Genomic DNA, 23,439 nt, shown 5'->3' on the forward strand with positions numbered 1-23,439 from the left:
GAGCCGCTGGGGCGGTCGTCGCCGGTCCCGTTGCCGGTGAAACGCGTTGCGCCCCGGCGGAGTTCCGGGGCGCAGGGGAATGCGTGCGTCAGGAAGCGCGCCGCTCCGGGTCGTGGTGTATCTCGACGTCGGGCGAGTCGCCGAAGGTGAGCCGGCAGGTGTCGGCGCGGTAGGTCGCCACGGAGAGAGCGGCGGTGCGTCCCCCGGCGAAGAAGCGGGTGGTGACGACCAGGACGGGCGAGCCGGGCAGCCGGTCGAGGTCCTTGGCGTCGTCCGCGCGGGCCGAGCCCAGCTCGACGGCGCGGTCCTGGCCCTCGAGGTCCAGGCGCTGCAGCTCGCGCAGCACCGCACGCGCGCGTGCCGGGCCGGAGGGCGCGTCGATCGCGGTGAGGTCGGGCACCGAGGCAGCCGGGATGTAGAGCAGCTCGGTGGCGACGCGCTGGCCGTGGGACATCCGGGACCGGCGCACGACGTGCACCTCTGCGGACCCGGTCTCCAGTGCCGCGGCAACGGCAGCGGGCGGCGCGGCCTGTTCGGAATCGGCCGCCTGCCAGGCGTCGTCGCCGGCCCCCGGCCAGACGTGCCGCTCGGAGCCGACGGCCACGCCCACGCGCGGCGGCGCGACGGTGGTGCCGACCCCGCGACGGCGCTGCAGCCGGCCCTCCAGCTCCAGCTGCTCCAGGGCCTGGCGGAGCGTGGCGCGGGCGACGCCGAAGCGGGCGGCGAGGTCGCGCTCGTTGGGCAGGATCTCACCGACCGAGAACTCGGAGTCCAGTGCCTCACTGAGCACGGTCTTGAGATGCCAGTACTTCGGTTCCGGCACCGTTTCCAGCTGCGTGGTCCCCACCCTGTCCTCCGCAAGAGCCGTGGTCCGGCGGTTTTTAGCGCCCTTGTTTATTAAAGGTTGTTGCACTTCTCTGCGACCATAGGGCGGCCCTCACCCTTGGTCAAGACCAATCCTCGATCCCTCGGCGGACACACCGGGGTCGCGCCGCTGAGCGTTCACAAGGCGTTCGTACGCGTGCGCATGTGTGACATCGCGGCAAAGCCCCCGTCGTACGACGGGGGCTTTGGTGGCCGAGTGGGTGAAGTGAATTTCTGTGGTCTATGGGAAGGGAGTGTTCAGAGGGCCGCGAGGTAACGCAGCTTGTCGGGGTTGCGCATGATGTACACCGTGGTCACGCGGCCGTCGGCCACATCCACCTGGAACACGCTGTCCGGCTTGTCCCCCGACAGCACGAGCACGGCGACACCGCCGTTGATCTCGATGAGCCGGATGGACAGATCCGGCACGCCCTGGGGGGCCACCGCGACCAGGAAGCGGCCCACCTTGTCGGCGGACTCCAGGATCCGGCGCGGCGTCTTCGCCTTGCCGCCGCTGTCGCCGACGAGGCGGGCGTCCGGGGCGAGCAAGGCCATCAGCTCGTCGAGGTCGCCCCCGGCCGCGGCGGCGAGGAACCGTTCGGTCAGCTCCCGGCGCTGTACCGGGTCGACCTCGTAGCGCGGCCGCCGCTCCTCGACGTGCCGGCGGGCCCGCCCTGCGAGCTGCCGTACCGCCGCCTCGCCGCGGTCCAGCAGGGCGGCGATCTCGGCGTACGGGTAGCCGAAGGCCTCCCGGAGGACGAAGACCGCGCGCTCCAGCGGCGACAGCGACTCCAGCACCACGAGCACGGCGAGGGAGACGGAGTCGGCGAGCACGGCACGGTCGGCGGTGTCGGGCACGGTGTCGCCGAAGTCCGTGACGTACGGCTCGGGCAGCCAGGGGCCGACGTACGCCTCGCCGCGGGCCTGCACCGTGCGCAGCCGGTCGATGGCCAGACGGGTGGTGATGCGCACGAGATAGGCGCGCGGCTCACGGACCTGCGTGCGATCGTCGCGGGACCAGCGCAGCCAGGCGTCCTGGACCACGTCCTCGGCGTCGGCGACACGCCCGAGCATGCGGTAGGCGACTCCCATGAGGAGGGGCCGGTTCTCTTCGAAGACGTCGGTCACGGTGTCGGTGGTCACCGGCCCATCCCATCCGACACACCTGCGGGTGTCCAGGCGGAATCGCCGCGTCCACAGGTGGCCCCGACCACAATGATCGCGGACCGCCGGTGGCCGGCGGCCGGGATGCGGAGGTGACCGATGCGGTACGCGGTGCTGGGCACGGGCGAGGTAGGCCGCACACTGGCCGGCAGACTCGTGGAACTGGGCTACGAGGTGATCCTCGGGTCGCGCACCAAGGACAACCCCGTCGCGCAGGAGTGGGCCACGGCCACGGAGGACCGCTCGCGCGCGGGGACGTTCGCGGACGCCGCGGCCGCGGGTGACGTCGTGATCAACGCCGTGGGCGGCCGGGTCGCGCTCGAGGCCCTGCGGGCGGCGGGCGCGGAGAACCTGGACGGCAAGCTCCTGGTGGACGTCTGCAACCCCCTGGCGTTCGAGGGCGATCAGGTGCGGCTGGACCCGGTGGAGTCGGACAGCGTGGGCGAGCAGATCCAGCGCGCCTTCCCGCACGCGCGCGTGGTGAAGACGCTCAACACCGTCAACTGTCAGGTGATGGTGGATCCGGGGCGGGTCCCGGGCGAGCACAACCTGTTCGTGTGCGGGGACGACACCGGTGCCAAGCAGCAGGTGATCGAGCTGCTCGGGGAGTTCGGCTGGCCGGCGGACCGGGTGCTGGACCTCGGCGGCATCCGGTCGGCGCGGTCCGTGGAGATGCTGCTGCCACTGTGGCTGGACCTGATGCGGCACTTCGGGCACGCGGACTTCAACTTCGAGCTGCGCCGGGCTCGTTGACGTTGTCGCGACGGCCGTTGACGCTCGTGCGGGTCGCACGACACCAGAGGGCTACCCGTCGGTAGTAATTGCTGACAAGCTGTCTATGGCGTCCGTCAGCAGCCCACCGAGGAGCACTCATGTCCACCACCGTCTCCTTCCCGGTCCCCACTCCGCGCGGTCCGGAGGACGTAACTGTGTCCTACGCGCGCGTGGGACACGGTGAACCGCTGGTGCTGCTGCACGGCATCGGCCATCACCGGCAGGCCTGGGACCCGGTGGTGGACATCCTGGCGACCGAGCGCGAGGTGATCGCCGTGGACCTGCCCGGCTTCGGCGCGTCTCCGGGCCTGCCCGCCGGCCTCGACTACGACCTGCCCACGACGAACTCCGTACTGGGCGCCCTGTTCGAGGCGCTGGAGCTGGACCGCCCGCACGTGGCCGGCAACTCGCTGGGCGGCCTGCTGGCCCTGGAACTGGGCCGCGAGAAGCTCGTCCGGTCCGTCACGGCCCTCTCCCCGGCCGGCTTCTGGAGCGAGGCCGAGCGGCGCTACGCCTTCGGTCTGCTGCTCACGATGCGGGGCATCGCCCAGCGGCTCCCGCTGCCCCTGGTGGAGCGGCTGTCCCGCTCGGCGGCCGGCCGTACCGCGCTGACGAGCACCATCTACGGCCGCCCGGCGCGCCGTTCACCCGAGGCCGTGGTCGCCGAGACGCTCGCGCTGGCCGGGGCCACCGGCTTCGACGCGACGCTCCAGGCGGGCACCACCGTGCAGTTCACCGACGACCTGTCCGGCATTCCGGTCACCGTCGCCTGGGGAACCCGCGACCGGCTCCTCGTACGCCGCCAGGGGATCCGGGCCAAGCGGATCATGCCGCACGCCCGGCTGGTGCGGCTGCCCGGCTGCGGGCACTGCCCGATGAACGACGACCCGGCGCTCGTCTCCCGCGTCATCCTCGACGGAAGCCGCTGACCGCCACCGGCCGAGCACACCCGAGCCGAGCCCCCGCGAACCGAGCGCACCGGAACCGAGCGCGACCCCGGCTCCCACGAGGGCGCTGCCCACAGCCTGAGCGGGCCCGTACTCGCCCGTGCCGACGAGCGGCGCGGTGCAGGCGGCGGCGACCGGGATGAGCCCGGAGAACAGCGTGGCCCGCTCCGTGCCGAGCCGCTGCATGCCCATGTACCAGCACACGAACCCGACGACCGTGACGACCGCCGCCTGCCACACCAGCGCGGCGGTCTCGGTGGCTTCCGGGCGGCGCAGCCATGCCCCGCCGTCGAGCACCAGTCCGGCGAGCGCGGCCTCCACGGCGGCGACGCCGCAGACAGTCGCCGCCAGCAACCGCGGCCCGAGCGGCCGCAGCACCGGCGCGGCGAGCACCGCGAACCCCACCTCGCCGCCCAGCGCGCACGCCGAGAAGGCGAGTCCGGATCCGTCGGTGCGGCCCCACCCCTGCACGGTGAACGCGCCGACGGCGACGAGCAGCGCGCCGTACAGCACCGCATGCTGCGGACGGCGCCGGCCGAGGAGCGGGACGAGGACGGCCACCACGACCGGTGCGCAGCCGACGAAGACCCCCGGGACCGCGGGCTCGGCGCCGCGTTCGGCGGCGAGGACGGCCAGGTTGAAGCCGACCATGCCGACGGCGGCCAGCAGGGCCAGGCGGGCCCACTGGCGGCGGCCGAGCGCGCGCAGGCGCGCGGCCCCGTCCCGTCCGGCGAGCGGGGCGAGCAGCAGGCAGGCCAGCGCGTAGCGCAGGAACTGGCCGCCGGAGTACGGGTAGTGGACCAGGACGCTGTTCGCGGTGAAGGAACCGCCGACGAGCACGCAGGCGAGGGCGGCGAGGAGCGCGGCGCGGGCGGTGGAGCCAGTCACGCGGGCGGTGGAGGCATTCACGCGGGCCCTAGAGCCATTCACACAGGTGCCGGTCGGGGTGGCACTGCGGGAGGTGGCCGGGACGGACCCACGGGCAGCGGCGGTGGCGCCGCCTCGCGCGGCGACCGACGCGGTCCCGTACGCCGTCGTGGCGGTCTTGCGGACGGAGCTGGGCTTCATGACGCCGACGCTAGGGATCACGGCGGTCCGGTTTAAGGTCCACTTCCATGACGTCATCGGGGACCAATGCGACCGGCCTCACGGGCTCCGCCGCCTGGGAACTGCTCCTGCCCGCCGCCTCCGCGCCGGCACGCGCGCGTGGCCGCGCCCTCCAGGCGGCGCTGCGCGAGGCGATCCGCTCGGGCCGGCTGACACCCGGCACCCGCCTGCCGTCCAGCCGGGATCTGGCCGCCGACCTCGGCGTGTCACGGGGCCTGGTCACGGAGGCGTACGAACAGCTGGTGGCGGAGGGGTACCTGCGCAGCGGACGGGGCGCGGGCACCTGGGTCGGGGACGCCGTACGAGCCGCCCGGCCGCACGCGCGTGACCTCGCTCCGCGCTCCCCCGGCACCCTTGTCGACTTCGTGCCGGGCACGCCGGACCTGTCGCTGTTCCCGAGGGCCGCCTGGGCCGCCGTACAGCGGGCCGTGCTGGCGGAACTGCCGCACCACGACCTCGGTTACCCGGACCCGCGCGGACTGCCCCGGCTGCGGGTCGCGCTCGCCGGGCTGCTGGCCCGCCGTCGGGGCGTGGTCGCCGACCCGGAGCGGATCGTGGTCGTCTCCGGTGTCGCCCAGGCGTCCGCCCTCCTCGGACACGTGCTCCACGCGCGCGGGATGCGCACGATCGGCGTCGAGGACCCGGGCAGCCCGCAGCACGACGCCCTGTACGCGGCGAGCGGACTGGCCACCGTGCCGCTGCCGCTGGACGGGGACGGCCTGGCCCTCGGTCCGTTGGGCACGTCCGGCGTACGGGCCGTGGTGACGACGCCCTCCCACCAGTACCCCACCGGGATCGCGTACTCCGCCCGGCGGCGCACCGAACTGCTCGACTGGGCACGGTCGGTGGACGGCCTGGTGCTGGAGGACGACTACGACGGGGACTTCCGCTACGACCGCGCGCCCGTGGGTGCCCTCCAGGGCCTCGATCCGGAACGCGTCGCCTACACGGGCTCGGTCAGCAAGTCCCTCGCACCCGGGCTGCGGCTGGGCTGGCTGCTCGTACCCGAGGCGCTGACCGAGGAGGTCGTGGAGCGCAAGCGGACCATGGACCTCGGCCATCCCTCCCTCGACCAGGCGCTGTTCGCGCACTTCGTGGAGCGCGGCGACTACGACCGGCAGCTGCGCCGCTGCCAGCGCGCCTACCGCGAGCGGAGGGACGCCCTGGTCGGCGCGCTGGCTGAGCACTTCCCGGAGGCACGGGTATCGGGCATCGCCGCGGGCCTGCACGCCATCGCGGAACTGCCCGAACGGTACGGCCCGGAGGGCGACTTCCTGGAGCGGGTGGCCGGCGCCGGGATCGCCGTACGCCCGCTCAGCGCCTGCACACACACGCTTACCGGCGATTCGGCTGTCCGGCTGGTGCTCGGGTACGCGCATCTGCCGCCGGCGCGGATCCGGGCGGGCGTCCGGACGATGGCCGAGGCGCTCACCGCGTGACGGCCGGTCCGGCCGTGTGACGCACGCCGGCCACAGCCGTGTCCCGCGCGCCGGTCGGACCGTGTCACGCGCGCGGGTCGGACCGCGTCACGCGCGCGGGTCGAGCCATCGCAGACGCGCAGAGCGAGCCCGGTCACAAGCGCGGACCGGGCCGTGTCGCGGACGCGGGTCAAGCCATCTCACACACGCGGGTCCAGCGCCCCCGTCACGAGTGTGGGTCGGGCCGTGTCACGCGTGCGGGTCCAGCCCTGTCACACGCGCGGGCCGGGCCGTGTCAGGCACGCGGGTCAAGCCCTTTGGCGCGCGGGTCGGGCCGTGTCACGCGGGCGGGTGCAGCTCTCTCTCACACGCGGGTCGGGCCGTGTCACGTGCGCTGCAAGGGACCGTTGTTCACTCGCGGTTCGCGTGCGCGCCGCCGCGCACCAGTAGGTGTGGCTCTGCACACTGGCCGGATCCCATTCCAGGAGGCGCAGCCATGTCACACCGTCCGTTTCCCGGCCGTCGCAGCGTTCTGCGCGGCTCCCTGGCCGCGTCGGCGGCCCTGACCCTGCCCGTGGGCCTAGGCGCGGCGCCCGCGTTCGCCCGCTCCGGACGCCCCGAGGCGGGCTGGGGCGTGCAGGCGGGCGACATCGGCGTCGACTCCGGCCTGGTATGGGTGCGTTCGGACCGGCCCGCCCGGATGATCGTGGAGACGTCGGCCACCGAGTCGTTCCGCGACCCGCGCAGATGGCACGGCCCGCTGCTGGGCCCCGACACCGACTTCACCGGCACCACCCGGCTGCACGGGCTGCCGTCCGGCGAGCAGATCCACTACCGCGTGCTGCTCGCCGACCCCGACGACCCGCGGCGCACCGGAGAGCCGGTGACCGGCACTTTCCGCACCGTTTCGCGGCGCCGCCGGGACGGCGTGCGGTTCCTGTGGTCGGGCGACCTGGCGGGCCAGGGCTGGGGCATCAACCCCGACCGGGGCGGCTACCGGATCTACGACGCGATGGCGAAGCTGGACCCGGACTTCTTCCTGTGCAGCGGCGACAACATCTACGCCGACGGCCCGATCGCCGCGACCCAGGCCCTGCCGGACGGCAGCACCTGGCGGAACATCACCACGGAGGAGAAGGCGAAGGTCGCCGAGACCCTCGCGGAGTTCCGGGGCAACTTCCGCTACAACCTGCTGGACGAGAACCTGCGCCGGTTCAACGCCCAGGTGCCGTCGATCATCCAGTGGGACGACCACGAGGTCCGCAACAACTGGTACCCGGGCGAGGTGATCGCCTCCACCGACGCCCGGTACACCGAGAAGAGCGTCGACGTACTGGCGGCGCGCGCCCGGCGGGCGTTCAGCGAGTACTTCCCGATCTCCACGCTGCGCCCGGGCGCGAAGGAGGGCCGCGTCCACCGCGTGCTGCGCCAGGGCCCCCTGCTGGACGTGTTCGTGCTGGACATGCGCACCTACCGCAACGCCAACTCGCCCGACGCCCAGACCGTCGACCCGCAGGGCATCCTGGGCCGTGAGCAGCTGGAGTGGCTGAAGCGGGAGCTGTCCCGGTCGCGGGCGGTGTGGAAGGTGATCGCCGCGGACATGCCGATCGGGCTGGTCGTGCCGGACTCGACGGAGGGCAGGCCGAACTTCGAGGCGGTGGCGCAGGGCGACCCGGGCGCCCCGCTCGGCCGGGAGCTGCAGATCGCCGAGCTGCTGCGGTTCGTCAAGCACCGGCGGATCACCGGCACGGTGTGGCTGACGGCGGACGTGCACCACACCTCCGCCCAGCACTACCAGCCCTCGCGGGCCGCGTTCACCGACTTCGAGCCGTTCTGGGAGTTCGTCTCGGGGCCGCTCAACGCCGGCGCGTTCCCGGCCAGCGCGCTGGACGGCACGTTCGGTCCGGAGCGGGTGTTCGTGAAGGCGCCGACCGCGTCGAACGTCTCGCCCGCCGGTGGTTACCAGTTCTTCGGCGAGGTCGACATCGACGGCGGCAGCGGCGAGCTGACGGTACGGCTGCGCGAGCAGGACGGCACGGTGCTGTTCACCCAGACGCTGCGGCCCGGCCTGGTCGGCCAGTAGAGCACAGGCGGACCGGCCCCCGGCGCCTCCGGCTCGACCGCCGGAACGCCTCCGGCCCGACCACCGCAGCACGTGCGGGTCGGCGGGCCGGACCGTCGAGGCCGCCCGGTCCCGTACCCTCGTCACCGTGCCGCGCACCGGCGTCATCCCCCGGTGCGCGGCGCGGTTCCGCGTCCGCCAACTTCCCTGTCGAGTGGGCGTCTTCGCAGGTCAGGCCCATTGTCAGTGGTCGCCTCTACGGTTTTTCCATGACGCGATCACTGCAGGCCGTGGCCTATCGCCGACCCTCCGCGCTGCACTCCGACACGGACGGCCGCCGCCTCGGGCTGGAAACGTCCCGGGGGGCGACGCCCAGGGGTGTCGAGGACCATCCGCGCTTCTTCGCGGGCTTTCTGACCTCACCTCAGGTCGCCTCCGCAGCCCTGCTGGCGGTGGCCGACGTGGCGGCCGCGCGCTACTACCAGCCGCAGCTGCGCGCCTCGCTCGACCCGGTGGTGACGGGCAACGGCGACCGGCTGCGCTTCGAGTCCTTCTCCGGCTGCGGCGGGGTGTACGCGCGTCTGGACGTTCTCACCCCGGGTCTCGACGGCGGCGAGGTGGGGCACGGCACGACCAACGTGGACGTGAACCACCCGCTGCGCGAGGCGCTGTCCCGGATCGGGACCGACGATCCCCTCCATCTGCGGGTCGGTCCGGACGAGTTGGCGGTCACCACCCTGGACGGGCCGGTGGTGGAGAAGAAGGTGCCGCTGCCCGACCGGTGGCTGCGCGGCTTCGCCGAGGCGCAGGTGATCGCGGCCGGGTTCGACCTGCGAGCCGAGCTGCCGGCGGACGAGGCGGTGCGCTTCCTGCGCGGGCTGCCGAGGTCGGGCGGGGCACGGCGGGCCTCGGGCGGCCCGCGCTGGGTGGTCCCGGTGGGCCGGGGGCTGCGGCCGACGACGCGGCCGGTGCCGGGCGCGGTGTGCCTGCCGGGCCCCAGCGGCTGGCCGCGCTGCAGCGAGTGCTGCGCCATGCGACGGCCCTGCGGGTGTACGGCCCCGCGGTCGGCGGAGCGGCGGGCACGGCCGCCGCCTGGGAGGTCGTGCTGCCCGGCATGCGGCTCACGCTCACGCTGTCGCCGGACGCCTCGCGCGGCTTCTCCGGTGAGGGCGGCGTCCTGGACGCGCTCGCCACGGAGGAGGCGGCCGGGGACGCCGAGCTGATCGCGGTGCTGCTCGCCTGGGAACCCCGCATCGACGTGGCCGACCTCGCCGCGTCCGCGGGCCTCACTCCCGAGCGGGTGCGCGCCGCCCTGGTCCGCCTCGGCACCTCGGGCCGCGTCGGATACGACACGGCGGAGGCGGCCTACTTCCACCGGGAGCTTCCCTACGACGCCGACCGCGTCGAGAAGCACAACCCGCGGCTGCGCTCGGCCCGCGCGCTGGTGGCGGCCGGTGCGGTGACGCTGGACGGCGCTGTGGCCACGGTGACCGCGGAGGACGGTCACGCACACCGGGTGCGGGACGAGGCGGGGGTGCTCAGCTGCAGTTGTCTGTGGTGGGCGAAGTACCGGGGCGGGCGGGGCCCGTGCAAGCACGCGCTGGCGGTGCGGATGGTGCGGCGGGGCGCCGTGGTGGACCAGGAACTGATCGGAATCCAGGGGGGTGCGCGATGACCGCGCTGATGGAGGCGGTACGGGCGGGCCGCACGGCGGAGACGCTGAGCGCGCTGACGGGGATGACGGATGCCGAACGGCGTGCGTTCCTGCCCGAGTTGAAGGAGCTGCGCAAGGAGCTGCGGGCGGTGCCGTGGTGGGAGAGCAGGTCGGAGCGGATCCATCCGGCGCTGCACCTGGCCGGGGCCGCCTGCCACACGGGCCGGGCGGCGGCCGCGGCCTGGCTCGCGGCGGCGGACCTGCGCTGGAGCCCGGCGCCCGTCGCGTCCCTGCTGCGGGCGCTGGAGCACCGGGACAGCGGCTGGCTGGCCGATGTCGCCCACCGGCTGGCCCAGCGGCCGGGGTCGGCGGGTGTGCCGTACGAACTGATGGCGGGACTGGTGAGCCGGTCGGGGTGCGAGGTGCCGCTGACGGACGCCTACGTGGTCGGCTGGATCCGGCACATCGGCCTCCGCCGGCACCGGGGCACCGTCCTCGATCACCTGCGGCGTGAACCGAACCTCGCCCCGCTGGTCGGCGCGCTCTTCACCCTCGCCGATCTCTCCGAGGTCCGCTGGACGCTCGGACACGGGCCGGATTCCTGGGGGGCCGCGCTCGTGGCCCTGACCCGGGAGGGCTTCCTGGACCGTGCCGTCCTGGTGGACGCCTGTGTGGCCCGGCTGCTGCGCGGCGGGGGCCCCACGGACCACCGGGTCTTCCTTCCGCTGCTGACCGAACTCGGCCTCACCCAGGAGGAGCAGCGGGCCCGGATCGCCGACTGGACGGCACTCGCCCGTGACGCGGTCTCCCCCGTCGCCTCGCACGCGCAAGAAGTGCTCGCCGCCCTGGCGCTGGACGGCGACCTGACCACGCGGCAGCTGGCCGAGGCCTCCGAAGGGCTGCTGTTCCGGGCCGAGAAGAAGCTCGTGCGGGCCCAGCTGGTGCTGCTCGGCAAGGTCCTGTCCCGCGACGCCGATACCGCGGAGGAACTGCTGCCGGTCGTGGCGCAGGCGTTCGGGCACGAGGACACCCAGGTGCAGGAGCGAGCGCTCAAGCTGGTCGAGCGCCACGCGAAGAAGGTCGGCTCCGACGAGGTCCACGGCGAACTCGCCCGGGCAGCGGGGCAGCTGACCCCGACGCTGCGCCTGCGCGCGGCCGGCGTGCTGGGCGCCGCCGTGAACGGCGCCGGGCCCGAGGTGTACGAGGAGGTGCTGCCGCCCGCCCCGGAGCCGGTCCGGCTCGCGCCCGCGCCCCGATCGGCGGCGGAGGTGGCCGAAGAGCTGGGGGCGCTGCTGGCCTCCGACGGTGACGTGGCCGTGTTCGAGCGGGCGCTGGACGGTCTGGTGCGGCACGCGTACCAGGACCTCCCGGCGCTGCGCGAGGCGCTCGCGCCGGTGATCGCGAACCGCTGGTGGGCGACGGCCGAGTACCCGCGCTGGCCACGCGCGGACGACCTGTTCGGCAACACCCGCTACGGCCTTCTCGGCGCCCAGGAGGCGCTCGACCTGCTCCTCGCGACCGTGCACGGCACCGCGCGCACGGCCACGCTGCTCAACGCGGTACGGCGCGGTCCCGAGGAGCACGAGTGCCCGCACAGCCCCCTCGCCCGGGCCTTCGACGCCCGGATCCGCGAGGTGGCGTACCGGCTGCGCACGGACCCGATGCCCCTGCTGCTGGCCACGCCCACCTGGAGCACGGGCCTGCTGGAGCCGGACGAACTGGTGTCGCGCCTCGCCGAGTACCGGCGTCTGGACGCCCGGGTCTGCGCGACCGACTTCGCCCAGGCCCTGTTGCGGGTCCGCCGGGACGACCGGGCGGCGGCCGAGGAGGCGGGGCGTCGGGCCCGGGCGCTCGGCACTCCGGAGGGGGCCCGGCTGGCCCGCTGGCTGAGCGCGGACAACACCCTGCCCGCGACCAGGCGGCGCACCAAGGGCGTGCGGATCCTGCTGGAGCCGGCCGAGCTGCCCGAGGTGCTGGACGGTTTCCCGCAGGACTTCCAGCGGCTCGGTCATCCGATGTCCGTCTTCACCGACCGCTGGCGCTGCAACCACTGGAATCAGGCCATACGTCCGCACTGGCTCGCCGTGCTGCCGGAGCGACGGGAGCTGGTCGCGGCCCGGATGCTGCACGATCTCGCGGACACGGCCGTCGAGGACGACCGCGGTGCCGCCGTCCTGCCGCTGCTCGCCGAGTCCGGCGGCGAGGCGGGCGAGGCCGTGCACCTGTGCGTGGCCTACGGGCTCGGCGCGCGGCACCAGGAGGACCGGCTCGCCGCCGTGGACGCCCTGCTGGTGCTCGCCTCGCGGGGGCAGCTCGACGCGGCACGGCTGGGCGCGGATCTGGGCGAGCTGGTGGGACGCGGCGCGGTGAAGCCGCAGCGGCTGGCCGACTCGGCGCGGACGGCGGCGGCCACCGGGGCCGACGCGACGATCTGGGAGGTGCTCCGGCACACGCTGCCGGTCCCGCTCGCCGGGCTCGCGACCGCCCGTCCGGAGGCGGCGGCCGTGGCGGCCCGGGGCCTCGGGGACCTGCTGGCCGTGGCGGCGGACTGCGCCGAGCGGTCCGGGGCGCGGGGCGGCGTGCCGCACCTGGCGGAGACCGTGGCCCGCGGCGGCTCGTCCCGGCTGGTGACCCAGGCCCGGCGCCTGCGGGACCTCCTGGTCGAGGAGGTGGCCGCCTGAGCCGTAGGAGCACCCGCTGACCCCGGCGGAGGGTCCGCTGACCCCGACCGTAAAAAGTGGCGCAAAAAGGTCATAGCCATGCTTTACCCATCGGTCACAAACAGTTCGTGATCACGCAACACCGTTCCTTCACAGTGGGTACATGACTCCAGACATGTCTCATGTGAACCGGGCGAGGCACGGACGCCCCGTCCACCACTGGCGGCGGGACCTCGTCGAGCTCGCCGCGCTGTTCACGGCCGTCGCGGTCGCGGACGGGGTGGCGAACCTGATCGGACACGGGCCCGACGGCCCGGCGCTGCTGGTGATCTCGGCGATCGTGCTGACCGCGACCGCGGCCTTCCACACCTGGTGGGCACGGCGCCACGGACACGCACCGCCGACCTCCGATACCGGTGCCCGGCCGGCCGCGGCAGCGCGGCCGGCCGGGCCGTCCGGGCGGCTCGCCGCGCCCTCCTCGGAGATGGCCGCGGCGAGCACGCTGTGGCGGATGCGGACGACGGTGAAGGACGAGCCGGGCTCGCTGGCCGCGCTCTGCACGGCGCTGGCCGGACAATGGGTCGACATCCTGAGCCTGCAGACGCACCCGCTGGCCGAGGGCACGGTGGACGAGTTCCTGCTGCGGGCGCCGGAGCCGCTGACGGCGGCCGAGCTGACCCGGGCGGTCTCGCTGGCCGGCGGCACGTCCACCTGGATCGAGCGGGCCGACGCCCACGACCTGGTCGACGCCCCCACCCGGGTCCTCGGCCTCGCCACCCGCACCGCGCTGGACGCGGCGGAACTCCCGCTGGCGCTCAGGCAGTTGCTGGGCCGGTGCACGATCCGCTCGCTGCCGGCCAGGCCGGTCGGCGGTGGCAGCGGGCCGGAGCCGGTGCCGGCCGAGGGGGTCCTCGACGACACCGTGATCCGGCTGCGGGCACCGGAGGGCGGCGTGCTGACCGTGGAGCGGCCGTATCTGCCGTTCACGCCGACCGAGTTCGCTCGGGCGCGGGCGCTGGTGGACCTGGACGGCCGGCTCGGCCCGCGCATCCCGAGCAGCCAGGACGTGCTGACGCTGCCCGAGGGCAGCGACATCATGGTGCGCCGGGTCGACACCGGTGATCTGCCGGCGGCCCGGGAGATGCACGACCGGTGCTCGCCGCGCACCCTCGGCATGCGCTACCACGGACCGGTCGGCGACGCGGACCGCTATCTGAAGCACCTGCTCAGCCCCCGCTTCGGGCGCACCCTGGCCGCGCAGACCACCTCTGGCCGCATCGTCGGCCTCGGGCATCTGCTGTGGGACGGCGACGAGACCGAGGTCGCGCTGCTCATCGAGGACGAGTGGCAGCGGCGCGGCATCGGCTCCAAGCTGCTCGGCCGGCTGGTGACGATGGCGGTGGAGGCGGGCTGCGAGAGCGTCTACGCCGTGACGCAGTCCTCCAACACCGGGATGGTCGCGGCGATGCGCGGCCTCGGGCTGCCCCTGGACTACCAGATCGAGGAGGGCACGCTGGTCATCACGGCCCGCCTGGACGCCACTCCCGTCGTCTCCCGGCCTCCGTACGGCACCCTGCCGGGCCGGATCGGCAGCCCCGCCCACCGCGACTGAGCCAACAGCGACGGACGGCCGACGGCCCGGCGGACCCCCGCCGGGCCGTCGGCCGTTCGGTTCAGGGCGCAGCGCTGGTCAACGGCGCCGTCGTGCCCGTCAGTTCATCGCCTCCTGGAGCGCCACGGGCGTACGGGCGGGCACGCCGAGGGCGTGGTCCAGGTCCGCCCACAGGTCGTCGACGTCCTCCAGGCCGACCGACATCCGCAGCAGCCGGTCGCTCACCCCGGCGCCGCGCCGGTCGTCGGCGTCGACGATGCGGTGGCTGATCGAGGCGGGGTGCTGGATCAGGGTGTCCACACTGCCGAGGCTGACCGCCGGGGTGACCAACCGGACCCGCGAGATCACCTCGTGTGGGTCGCCGTGCACCTCGAAGGCGACCATCGCGCCGCCCAGGCGGGGATAGCGGACCCGGGCCACGCGCGGGTCGGCGGCGAGCCGGCGGGCCAGTTCGGCGGCGGTCGCGGAGGCGGCCCGGACCCGCACCGGCAGGGTGGACAGTCCCCGGAGCAGCAGGTAGCCGGCCAGCGGGTGCAGGACACCACCCGTGGCGAAACGTATCTGCCGAAGCTTGCCCGCGAACTCCTCGTCGCAGGCCACCACACCGGCCAGCACGTCCCCGTGGCCGCCGAGGTACTTGGTGGCGCTGTGCAGCACCAGCCGCGCGCCCTGCTCGGCGGGGCGCTGCAGGACAGGTGTGGCGAAGGTGTTGTCGGCGAGCAGCGGGACGGTGCCGCAGGCGTGGGCGACGGCGCGCAGGTCGACCTCGGCGAGCGTGGGGTTGGCAGGCGTCTCGACCATCACCAGACCGGTGTCGGGGCGCAGCGCGTCGCCGATGCCTGCCGGGTCGGTCCAGGTCACCTCGGTGCCCAACAGCCCGGCGGTGAGCAGATGGTCGCTGCAGCCGTACAGGGGCCGTACCGCGACCACATGGCGCAGGCCCGCCGCCGACCGGGCGAGGAGGACGGCGCTGAGCGCGGCCATGCCGCTGGCGAAGGCGACGGCGGACTCGGTGCCCTCCAGGCGGGCGAGGGCGGTCTCGAAGCGGGCGACGGTCGGGTTGCCGAGGCGGCCGTAGATGGGCGGTCCGGCCGGGTCGGCGCCGTCGGTGGCGAAGGCGTCGATGCGGGCGGCCTCGGCGCGGCTGTCGTACGACGGGTAGGTGGTCGACAGGTCGATCGGCGGGGCGTGCAGGCCTTGGCGGGCGAGGTCGTCGCGGCCGGCGTGCACGGCCTCGGTGGCCAGTGCTCTCGATGCGGTGCGTACGGCGTTGTAGGCACCAGTGCTCGCTGAGTCCATGGCCGGAAGGTTGAACACCGGACGGGTGACCTGGATCGAACACCGTGTTACGTTCGGCCAATGGCTGAATCCGTCGTACTGGATCCGGTGGATCTTCATCTGTTGCGGCTGTTGCAGAACGACGCCCGGACCACGTACCGCGACCTCGCCGCGCAGGTGGGCGTGGCGCCGTCGACCTGTCTGGACCGGGTGACCCGGCTGCGCCGCTCGGGCGTGATCCTCGGCCACCAGCTGCGACTGGACCCCGCGAAGCTGGGCCGGGGGCTGGAGGCGCTGCTGTCGGTGCAGGTCAGGCCGCACCGGCGGGAGCTGGTGGGGCCGTTCGTGGAGCGGATCCGGTCGCTGCCGGAGTCGCGGACGGTGTTCCATCTGACCGGGCCCGACGACTACCTCGTGCACGTGGCCGTCGCGGACATGGCCGATCTGCAGCGGCTGGTGCTGGACGAGTTCACCTCGCAGCGGGAAGTGGCCCGGGTGGAAACCCGGTTGATCTTCCAGCAGTGGGACTGCGGTCCGCTGCTGCCCCGGGCCACGCCCTGAGCTGAATCACCGGTGCATGGGTGACGCGGGCACAGTCCTGGTACGAGGATGGACGGCATGTCTGAGACCAAGATCCCGCTGCCCCGCCAGGTCGCCGACGCCTACGTCGACGACCTCATCGCCCTCGATCCGGTCACCGGCACCTTCCTCGGGGTGAAGGAGAGTTCGAGCAGGCTGCCCGACTACTCGCCGGCGGGTCAGGAGGCCCTCGCGGAGCTGGCCCGGACCACGCTCGCGCGGCTGGACGAGGCCGAGCGGCAGCCCGGTGCGGACAGCGACGTCGAGCGCCTGTGCGGGCGGCTGCTGCGGGAGCGGCTGACCGCCGAACTCGCCGTGCACGAGGCGGACGAACATCTGCGCGCCGTCGGCAACATGCACACACCCGGGCACGCCGTGCGGGACATCTTCACCGTGACCCCGACGCAGACGGACGAGGACTGGGCGGCGATCGCCGAGCGGCTGCGCGCCGTGCCGGCCGCTCTCGCGGGCTACCGGGAGTGCCTGGAGCTGGGCCTGGAGCGCAAGCTCTACGCGGCGCCGCGGCCGACCACGACCTTCGTCGAGCAGCTCACCGAGTGGTCCGACACCGACGGCCAGGGCCGCGGCTGGTACGAGGACTTCGCCGCCGCGGGCCCCGACGCACTGCGGGCCGAGCTGGACGAGGCGGCTCGCGCGGCGACCGCCGCCGTGGTGGAGCTGCGCGACTGGATGCGGGACGTGTACGCGCCGGCCGTCGAGGGCGCCCCGAACACGGTGGGCCGCGAGCGGTACGCGCGCTGGTCCCGCTACTTCAACGGCACCGACCTGGATCTGGACGAGGCGTACGCGTACGGCTGGTCGGAGTTCCACCGCCTGCTCGGCGAGATGAGGAAGGAGGCCGAGAGGGTGCTGCCCGGCGCGGAGACTCCGTGGGTGGCGCTCGCGCACCTGGACGAGCACGGCAGGCACATCGAGGGCGTCGAAGAGGTCCGGGTGTGGCTGCAGGGCCTGATGGACAAGGCCATCGAGGACCTGGACGGCACGCACTTCGAACTCGCGGAGCGGGTGCGCAGGGTGGAGTCGCGCATCGCCCCGCCCGGCGGGGCCGCGGCGCCGTACTACACGGGTCCGTCGGAGGACTTCTCGCGTCCCGGCCGGACCTGGCTGCCGACCATGGGGCAGACCCGGTTCCCGGTGTACGACCTGGTGTCGACCTGGTACCACGAGGGCGTGCCCGGGCATCACCTGCAGCTCGCGCAGTGGGCGCACGTGGCCCAGGACCTCTCCCGCTACCAGGCCACGGTCGGCGGGGTGAGCGCCAACGCGGAGGGCTGGGCGCTGTACGCGGAGCGCCTGATGGACGAGCTGGGTTATCTCGCGGACCCGGAGGAGCGGCTCGGCTACCTGGACGCCCAGATGATGCGCGCGGTCCGGGTGATCATCGACATCGGCATGCACCTGGAGCTGGAGATCCCGGCGGACTCGCCCTTCCACCCGGGTGAGCGCTGGACGCCGGAGCTGGCCGAGGAGTTCTTCCGGACGTACAGCAGCCGTCCGGCGGACTTCGTGGAGAGCGAGCTGACCCGGTACCTGACGATTCCGGGCCAGGCGATCGGCTACAAGCTCGGCGAGCGGGCGTGGCTGCTGGGCCGGGAGCGGGCGCGCGAGCGGCACGGTGACGCCTTCGACCTGAAGGCCTGGCACATGGCGGCCCTGTCGCAGGGCTCGCTGGGCCTGGACGACCTGCTGGACGAGCTGTCCCGGCTCTGATCACCCGGGGCTCAAGGCTGTCACGGTAGGGAGGCGGTGGGGCGGGGCGCGAGCGAGTGACAGCACGCACCCCGGCCCCTGCCCCCTCTCGGCTCAGCACCCCACCGACCCCCTGCCCCCTCCCCCTCGGCCGTACGGCCCCCTCCCGGTAGCGCACGCGGAGGGCACGCGGCTTGCTGGGGCAGAGGGGCGATGTGGAGGAGGTGGGCCGGCTGTGGAGGGCAAGGAGCCGCGGCAGAAGGCGTTGGAGACTCCGCGGGCGGCCGGGCTGTCCGGGGTCGTGTTCGCGCTGTTGCTGGCGGCGGCGATGGTCCTGATCCGGCTGGGCCTTCCCGAAGGGGCCGACGCGGCGGACGTCCAGGGGTTCACCGACTCCGGGCAGCGCCACGCGGTGCGGACGGCGATCGCGCTCGTCCCGTTCGCCGGCATCTTCTTCCTGTGGTTCGTCGGCGCCGTACGGGCCCATGTCGGCGAGGTCGAGGACAGGTTCCTGGCCACCGTCTTCCTCGGCAGCGGGCTGGTGTTCACGGCCACCATGTTCGGTTCGGCCGCGGCGGCCACCGGCGTGCTCGATCTCGGGCCCCCTTCCGGCGGCACCGCGGGGCTCGCCGCCCGGAACTTCGGCCGGCACCTCGCCTACGGGCTGATGACCGAGTACGCGATGCGGATGGCGGCCGTCTTCGTGTCGTCGATGTCGGTGATCGGGCACCGTCTGGGCACACTGCCACGCTGGCTCACGACCATCGGCTTCCTCGCCGCGCTGACGCTGCTCCTCGCCTCGTCGAACGTGCCGTGGGCGGAACTGGTCTTCCCGGCCTGGTCGCTGCTGCTCAGCCTGCACATCCTCACGGTGGCCCGCCGCACCCGGCCCCGTACCGCAGCGGGCTCGTGAACCGGCCGGGCCCCGGCCGGTCACCCGATCGGCGTGCCAGGGCGCGCGGGTCCCGTGCCGGTCTCGCATGCTGGCGGACGGGGGACGACCGCCGTCCGGGAGCGCCTGTGGAGAGTGGGCCGTGTGCACCGGACCTGGCCACCGGAAGGGCGCAGCGTCGATGAGGCTCGTCGTCGATCTCAACAAATGCCAGGGGTACGCCCAGTGCGCGTTCCTCGCTCCCGACATCTTCGCCATGCACGGTGAGGAGTCGCTGATCTACAACCCGCTGGCACAGGAGGAACAGCGGGAACGGCTGGCCCGGGCCGTCGCCGCCTGCCCGGTACAGGCGATCACGGCCGACGGTCTGGACGGCGCGCACGGGCCTGCCGGGGAATCCGCACGGGAGTCCTCCGATGGCAGCTGACTACATGGACTGGCTCCGGCGCGAGGGCAGGATCGTGATCGTCGGCGCCTCGCTGGCCGGACTGCGGGCCGCCGAGACCTTGCGCGAGGAGGGCTTCGCCGGCTCGCTCACCCTCGTCGGGGACGAGCCGTACGAACCGTACGACCGGCCGCCGCTGTCCAAGGGGGTGCTGCTGGGCAAGGCGTCCCCGAACCACACGGATCTGCCCCGTCTCCGGAACGTCGACGCGAAGTGGCGGCTCGGTGTCGCGGCGACCGGACTCGACCTGTCGGCCATGCGGGTCCAGCTCTCCGACGGGGACGCGGTGGAGTACGACCGGCTGCTCATCGCGACCGGCGTGCGCGCCCGGCCCTGGCCGAACGAGGCGGAGGCGCGGCTCGACGGCGTCTTCGTGCTGCGCACCCGGGACGACGCGGTCGGGCTGGTCGAACGGCTGAAGGCCGGGGCGCGGCGGGTGTTCGTGATCGGGGCCGGGTTCGCCGGTTCGGAGGTGGCCTCGGCCTGCCGGGAGATGGGCCTCGCCGTCACCGTGGCGGAACGGGCCGGTGCCCCGCTGGTGGGCGCGCTCGGCGGAGTGATCGGCGCGGTCGCCGCCGACATCCAGACCGAGAACGGCGTGGACCTGCGCACCGGGGTCACGGTGACGATGCTGGAGGGCGACTCGGCCGGCCGGGTGCGCGCCGTCCATCTGTCCGACGCGAGCGTCGTCGAGGCGGATGTCGTGATCGTCTCGCTGGGTTCGCTGCGCAACACCGAGTGGCTGACCGGGTCGGGGCTGGGCGCGGGCCCGCGCGGCATCGCCTGCGACGCGGGCTGCCGGGCCTTCGACTTCCGGGGCATCGTCACGGACAACGTCTTCGTCGCGGGTGACGTCGCGCGCTCCCCGCACCCGATGTTCGGCTACCAGTTCCTCTCGCTCGAGCACTGGGGCAACGCCGTCTCCCAGGGCGAGACCGCCGCGCACAACATGATCTGCCCGCCCGCCGACCGCCGCCCGCACATCTGGATGCCGGCCTTCTGGTCCTCGCAGTTCGGGGTGAACATCAAGTCGGTCGGCGTGCCGCCCATGGGCGAGCAGCTGATGATCACGCAGGGTTCGCTGGCGGAGCGCCGGTTCGTCGGTGTCTACGGGCATCAGGGCCGGATCGTGGCGGCCGTGGCCTTCGACAACGCCAAGTGGCTGGAGTTCTACCAGCGGGAGATCGAGCGGGGTGCACCGTTCCCGGTCGAGTACACCACGGTGGACCGGCGTCCCGAGGGCCGGCAGCCGGTCCCGTCCGACTTCCCCGACCCCGCCCTGCCCACCCACGGTCCCACCGTGACCCTCAGCGGCTACTCGCCGGCCGAGCGCCGGCTGGTCTTCACCCCCGCCCGCCACTGACCGCCGCCTGTGCCCCGACGCTCCAAGGACCTGTCATGACGCAAGCCTCACTGGCGCGCCAGATCGTCGACTACGCGAACCGCGCCAACCCGTATCCGCTGTACGCGGAGCTACGCAAGACGCCGGTGCTGCACGAGGAGGCGGACGGCCCGTACATCATCAGCTCGTACTGGGACATCGAGAGCCTGCTCCACGACCCGCGGATCAGCTCCGACGCCGCCAACCTGGCCGCCGCCGGGGACAACACGCTCTCCCAGGCCGAGGACACGGGGCTGCCGCCGTCCTTCATCCGGCTGGACCCGCCGGAGCACGACCGGCTGCGGCGCATCGCGAACAGCGCCTTCGGGCCGCCGCACCGGCCGCACCGGGTGAACGACATGCGGGACGAGATGCGGGCCATCGTCACCGAGCTGATCGACGCGTTCGGGGACGCCCGGCAGATCGACCTGGTGGACCAGTTCGCCTATCCCTTCCCGGTCACCGTGATCTGCCGGCTGCTGGGCGTGCCCCGGGAGGACGAGCCGCGCTTCCGCAGCATGGTCGATCCGATCGTCGCCGGCCTCGATCCCCGGACGCAGCTGGATCCGGTCGCCTCGAAGGCGGCGCAGGAGTCGCGGGTGCAGCTCGGGATGTATCTGGCCGGGCTGGTGGAGCAGCGGATCAAGGAGCCGCGCGACGACATGCTGTCCGATCTGGCGGGCAGCCGGGGGCCGGACGGCTCGATGTCGACGATGGAGGTGCTGGCCACCTCGGTGCTCCTGCTGATCGCCGGGCACGAGACGACGGTCAACCTGATCACCAACGGCATGTTGACGCTGCTGCGTCACCCCGAGATCCTGGCGCGGCTGCGGGAGGATCCGGACCTGTCGGTCAAGATCGTGGAGGAGCTGCTGCGGTACGAGCCGCCGGTGCAGTTCGTCCCGCAGCGCACCAACATCACCGACATCGAGGTGCGCGGGGTCACGATCCCGAAGGGCTCGCGGATCTGGCTGGTCCTCGCCGCGGGCAACCGGGACCCGGAGCGGTTCCGCGACCCCGACCGGTTCGACCCCGACCGCGGGGACATCCGGCACCTCGGCTTCGGCAGCGGAGTCCACAGCTGCTTCGGCGCCCCGCTGGCCCGGCTGGAGACCCAGCTCGCGCTGTCCGAACTGGCCCGGCGGCTGGAGGAACCCCGGCTCGTCGAGGACCCGCCGCCGTACCGGGAGAACCCGCTGCTGCGCGGTCCCCGCCATCTGAACGTCGCCTTCAGCGGCCTGCGTTGAGGCGCGGTCTCCCCGTGAGACGCCCTGTGTCGAGGCCCGGGGCGTCCGGCGCCGTGAACGGCGGCCCGCGCCCGGGTCAGTTCGCGATCCGCCGGAGCTGGACCAGACCCACCCAGGTCTCCGGCTCCGGCCGGGTGTAGGCGGCCCGCACGGCGTAGGTGCCCGGTTCCAGCGGGACGCAGAGGTGCTCCGCGCGGTCCGCTCCCGCGCCCGGCCAGGCCGAGTCGAACAGCACGACCGGGCCGGGCACGTGCCAGCGCAGTTCGGTCTCCCAGACGGCGGTGTCCAGGGCGGCGCGGGCGCCGGCGAGCAGTGCGTCCTCCGAGTACGCGGCGGACCATCGTACGAAGGTGCCGTGGTCCGCCAGATAGGAGGTGGCGGCGGGCTCGTCGCCGAGGACCAGGGCCGCGCTGTCGCCGACCGGGAGCAGGCCGACGTAGCCGTCGACCTCGCAGGCGCGGTCGTAGTCGGTGTCCAGATCCTCGCTGTCGGCGCCCGCCCAGAACGGCAGCACCTTCTCCGGGACCGCTATCAGCGGGCCACCGCCCGACTCCACCCACTCCAGCGCACCCGGATCCGCGTATCGCACCATGGGGGCGAACCTACACGGCACCCGGGACCGGCCGGTCAGCAGCCGCAGTCGCCCTCGACGGGTGCCGTCAGCGGGTCGGCGTCGCGCCGCGCGCTGCCCTGCCAGGTCTCGTACGCGAAGCCCTCGCGCGCCCAGTACTCGAAGCCGCCGAGCATCTCCTTGACCTGGTAGCCGAGTTCGGCCAGGGCGAGGGCGGCACGGGTGGCGCCGTTGCAGCCGGGGCCCCAGCAGTACGTCACCACCGGCACGGACTTGTCGAGGAGCCGCTCGGCCTGCTCGGGGATGAGCGCGGTCGGCAGGTGGACCGCGCCGGGGACGTGGCCCTGGTCCCAGGACTCGGTGGAGCGGGAGTCGACCACGACGAAGCCCGGGTCGCCGCCCGCGGCGAGCGCGGCGGCCACGTCGGAGACGTCGGCGTGGAAGGCGAGGCTCGCCCGGAAGTAGGCGGCGGCGTCGGCCGGGGCGGCGGGGGCGACGCGCAGGACGGGGTTCACGGTGTCGGTGATCATGGCCAGAAATCTAGGCGCGCCAGGCCGCTGCCTGAAGTGGGGAATCCCGGGCTTCCTCTTGTCCGGCCGGGGATTCCCCTGCTATCCATCCCGGATGACCATGTATTCCCCGGACGCCACCGACTGGCGCATTCTCGAGGTCCTGCAGCGGGACGGACGGGCCAGCTATGCCGAGCTGGCACGCGCCGTCTCCATGTCGCCGAGCGCGGTCACCGAACGGGTGCGCCGCCTGGAGGAGTCCGGGGTCATCCAGGGGTACGCGGCGGTCGTCGACCCCGAGCGGCTCGGTCTGCCGATTCTCGCGTTCGTGCGCCTGAGGTACCCGAACGGCAACTACAAGCCCTTCCACGATCTGGTGGCCGCGACGCCCGAGATCCTGGAGGCGCACCACGTCACGGGCGACGACTGCTTCGTCATCAAGGTCACCGCGCGCTCCATGTCGCATCTGGAGGAGATATCGGGGAAGATCGGCGCGCTGGGCTCGGTGACCACCAGCGTGGTGTACTCCTCTCCTCTGCCCCGGCGTCCGCTCGGGCACTGAGGG

General features: G+C 73.5%; 18 protein-coding genes and 2 pseudogenes. 14 read left to right on the forward strand and 6 right to left on the reverse strand.

Annotated elements, in window-relative coordinates; genetic code table 11:
• Positions 1-88: 88 nt before the first annotated feature.
• The gene (locus ABZ865_RS37675; protein WP_361240557.1) at positions 89-847 is read right to left on the reverse strand and encodes a GntR family transcriptional regulator; all 759 of its coding nucleotides are present in this window, start codon (positions 845-847) and stop codon (positions 89-91) included.
• 275 nt (positions 848-1,122) lie between these two features.
• The gene (locus ABZ865_RS37680; protein WP_361240560.1) at positions 1,123-2,007 is read right to left on the reverse strand and encodes an RNA polymerase sigma-70 factor; all 885 of its coding nucleotides are present in this window, start codon (positions 2,005-2,007) and stop codon (positions 1,123-1,125) included.
• Positions 2,008-2,127: 120 nt separating this feature from the next.
• Here ABZ865_RS37680 and ABZ865_RS37685 point away from each other — a divergent pair, with 120 nt between their 5' ends.
• Positions 2,128-2,781: an NAD(P)-binding domain-containing protein gene (locus ABZ865_RS37685; protein WP_361240563.1), complete on the forward strand. Its 654-nt coding sequence runs from the start codon at positions 2,128-2,130 to the stop codon at positions 2,779-2,781.
• Positions 2,782-2,900: 119 nt separating this feature from the next.
• Positions 2,901-3,731, forward strand: coding sequence for an alpha/beta fold hydrolase (locus tag ABZ865_RS37690; protein ID WP_361240565.1), 831 nt, complete (start codon positions 2,901-2,903; stop codon positions 3,729-3,731).
• Positions 3,732-3,800: 69 nt separating this feature from the next.
• Here ABZ865_RS37690 and ABZ865_RS37695 read toward each other — a convergent pair.
• Positions 3,801-4,874 (reverse strand): annotated as a pseudogene (locus tag ABZ865_RS37695) (EamA family transporter); the annotation flags it as partial.
• On the opposite strand from ABZ865_RS37695, the gene ABZ865_RS37700 reads away from it, so the two are divergent.
• From ABZ865_RS37700 to ABZ865_RS37720, 5 genes and pseudogenes are all read left to right on the forward strand, one after another.
• On the forward strand, positions 4,865-6,295 hold the full coding sequence (locus ABZ865_RS37700) for a PLP-dependent aminotransferase family protein (RefSeq protein WP_361240568.1): 1,431 nt from the start codon (positions 4,865-4,867) through the stop codon (positions 6,293-6,295). The pseudogene ABZ865_RS37695 and the gene ABZ865_RS37700 sit on opposite strands and share 10 nt — an antisense overlap.
• Positions 6,296-6,770: 475 nt before the next feature.
• Complete coding sequence (locus ABZ865_RS37705; protein ID WP_361240571.1) at positions 6,771-8,357, forward strand: alkaline phosphatase D family protein; 1,587 nt, start codon at positions 6,771-6,773, stop codon at positions 8,355-8,357.
• 248 nt (positions 8,358-8,605) lie between these two features.
• Positions 8,606-10,011 (forward strand): annotated as a pseudogene (locus ABZ865_RS37710) (SWIM zinc finger family protein).
• Positions 10,008-12,671 carry a DUF6493 family protein gene (locus ABZ865_RS37715; RefSeq protein WP_361240574.1) on the forward strand — a complete coding sequence of 888 codons (2,664 nt, stop codon included), beginning with the start codon at positions 10,008-10,010 and terminating at the stop codon, positions 12,669-12,671. The pseudogene ABZ865_RS37710 and the gene ABZ865_RS37715 overlap by 4 nt, the downstream one beginning before the upstream one ends.
• 142 nt (positions 12,672-12,813) lie before the next feature.
• Positions 12,814-14,262 carry a GNAT family N-acetyltransferase gene (locus ABZ865_RS37720; RefSeq protein WP_361240577.1) on the forward strand — a complete coding sequence of 483 codons (1,449 nt, stop codon included), beginning with the start codon at positions 12,814-12,816 and terminating at the stop codon, positions 14,260-14,262.
• 99 nt (positions 14,263-14,361) lie between these two features.
• Here the strand turns inward: ABZ865_RS37720 and ABZ865_RS37725 are convergent, their stop codons facing one another.
• Positions 14,362-15,561 (reverse strand): PLP-dependent transferase, encoded by a 1,200-nt coding sequence (locus ABZ865_RS37725; RefSeq protein ID WP_361240580.1) that lies wholly within the window; start codon positions 15,559-15,561, stop codon positions 14,362-14,364.
• Positions 15,562-15,621: 60 nt separating this feature from the next.
• Here ABZ865_RS37725 and ABZ865_RS37730 point away from each other — a divergent pair, with 60 nt between their 5' ends.
• The 6 genes from ABZ865_RS37730 to ABZ865_RS37755 all read left to right on the forward strand — a co-directional run bounded on the left by ABZ865_RS37730 (position 15,622) and on the right by ABZ865_RS37755 (position 21,794).
• Positions 15,622-16,101 (forward strand): Lrp/AsnC family transcriptional regulator, encoded by a 480-nt coding sequence (locus tag ABZ865_RS37730; RefSeq protein WP_361240583.1) that lies wholly within the window; start codon positions 15,622-15,624, stop codon positions 16,099-16,101.
• 57 nt (positions 16,102-16,158) lie between these two features.
• A complete protein-coding gene (locus ABZ865_RS37735) occupies positions 16,159-17,850 on the forward strand; it encodes a DUF885 domain-containing protein (protein WP_361240586.1) in 1,692 nt (563 codons plus the stop codon).
• Positions 17,851-18,064: 214 nt separating this feature from the next.
• Entirely contained in the window at positions 18,065-18,742 is a 678-nt protein-coding gene (locus tag ABZ865_RS37740; RefSeq protein ID WP_361240589.1) for a hypothetical protein, read from the forward strand.
• 160 nt (positions 18,743-18,902) lie between these two features.
• A complete protein-coding gene (locus tag ABZ865_RS37745) occupies positions 18,903-19,148 on the forward strand; it encodes a ferredoxin (protein WP_361240592.1) in 246 nt (81 codons plus the stop codon).
• A complete protein-coding gene (locus ABZ865_RS37750; RefSeq protein WP_361240595.1) occupies positions 19,138-20,529 on the forward strand; it encodes an FAD-dependent oxidoreductase in 1,392 nt (463 codons plus the stop codon). Before ABZ865_RS37745 ends, ABZ865_RS37750 begins: the two co-directional genes overlap by 11 nt.
• A gap of 35 nt (positions 20,530-20,564) precedes the next feature.
• Positions 20,565-21,794, forward strand: a complete 1,230-nt coding sequence (locus ABZ865_RS37755; RefSeq protein WP_361240598.1) for a cytochrome P450 — start codon at positions 20,565-20,567, stop codon at positions 21,792-21,794.
• 76 nt (positions 21,795-21,870) lie between these two features.
• Here the strand turns inward: ABZ865_RS37755 and ABZ865_RS37760 are convergent, their stop codons facing one another.
• A complete protein-coding gene (locus ABZ865_RS37760) occupies positions 21,871-22,386 on the reverse strand; it encodes an immunity 21 family protein (RefSeq protein ID WP_361240601.1) in 516 nt (171 codons plus the stop codon).
• Between the two features lie 35 nt (positions 22,387-22,421).
• The gene (locus ABZ865_RS37765; RefSeq protein WP_361240604.1) at positions 22,422-22,895 is read right to left on the reverse strand and encodes a rhodanese-like domain-containing protein; all 474 of its coding nucleotides are present in this window, start codon (positions 22,893-22,895) and stop codon (positions 22,422-22,424) included.
• Between the two features lie 94 nt (positions 22,896-22,989).
• Here ABZ865_RS37765 and ABZ865_RS37770 point away from each other — a divergent pair, with 94 nt between their 5' ends.
• Complete coding sequence (locus tag ABZ865_RS37770) at positions 22,990-23,436, forward strand: Lrp/AsnC family transcriptional regulator (RefSeq protein ID WP_361240607.1); 447 nt, start codon at positions 22,990-22,992, stop codon at positions 23,434-23,436.
• The last annotated feature ends 3 nt before the right edge of the window (positions 23,437-23,439 follow it).

The sequence above is a fragment of the Streptomyces sp. NPDC047085 genome (assembly GCF_040643735.1).
Taxonomy (GTDB): domain Bacteria; phylum Actinomycetota; class Actinomycetes; order Streptomycetales; family Streptomycetaceae; genus Streptomyces.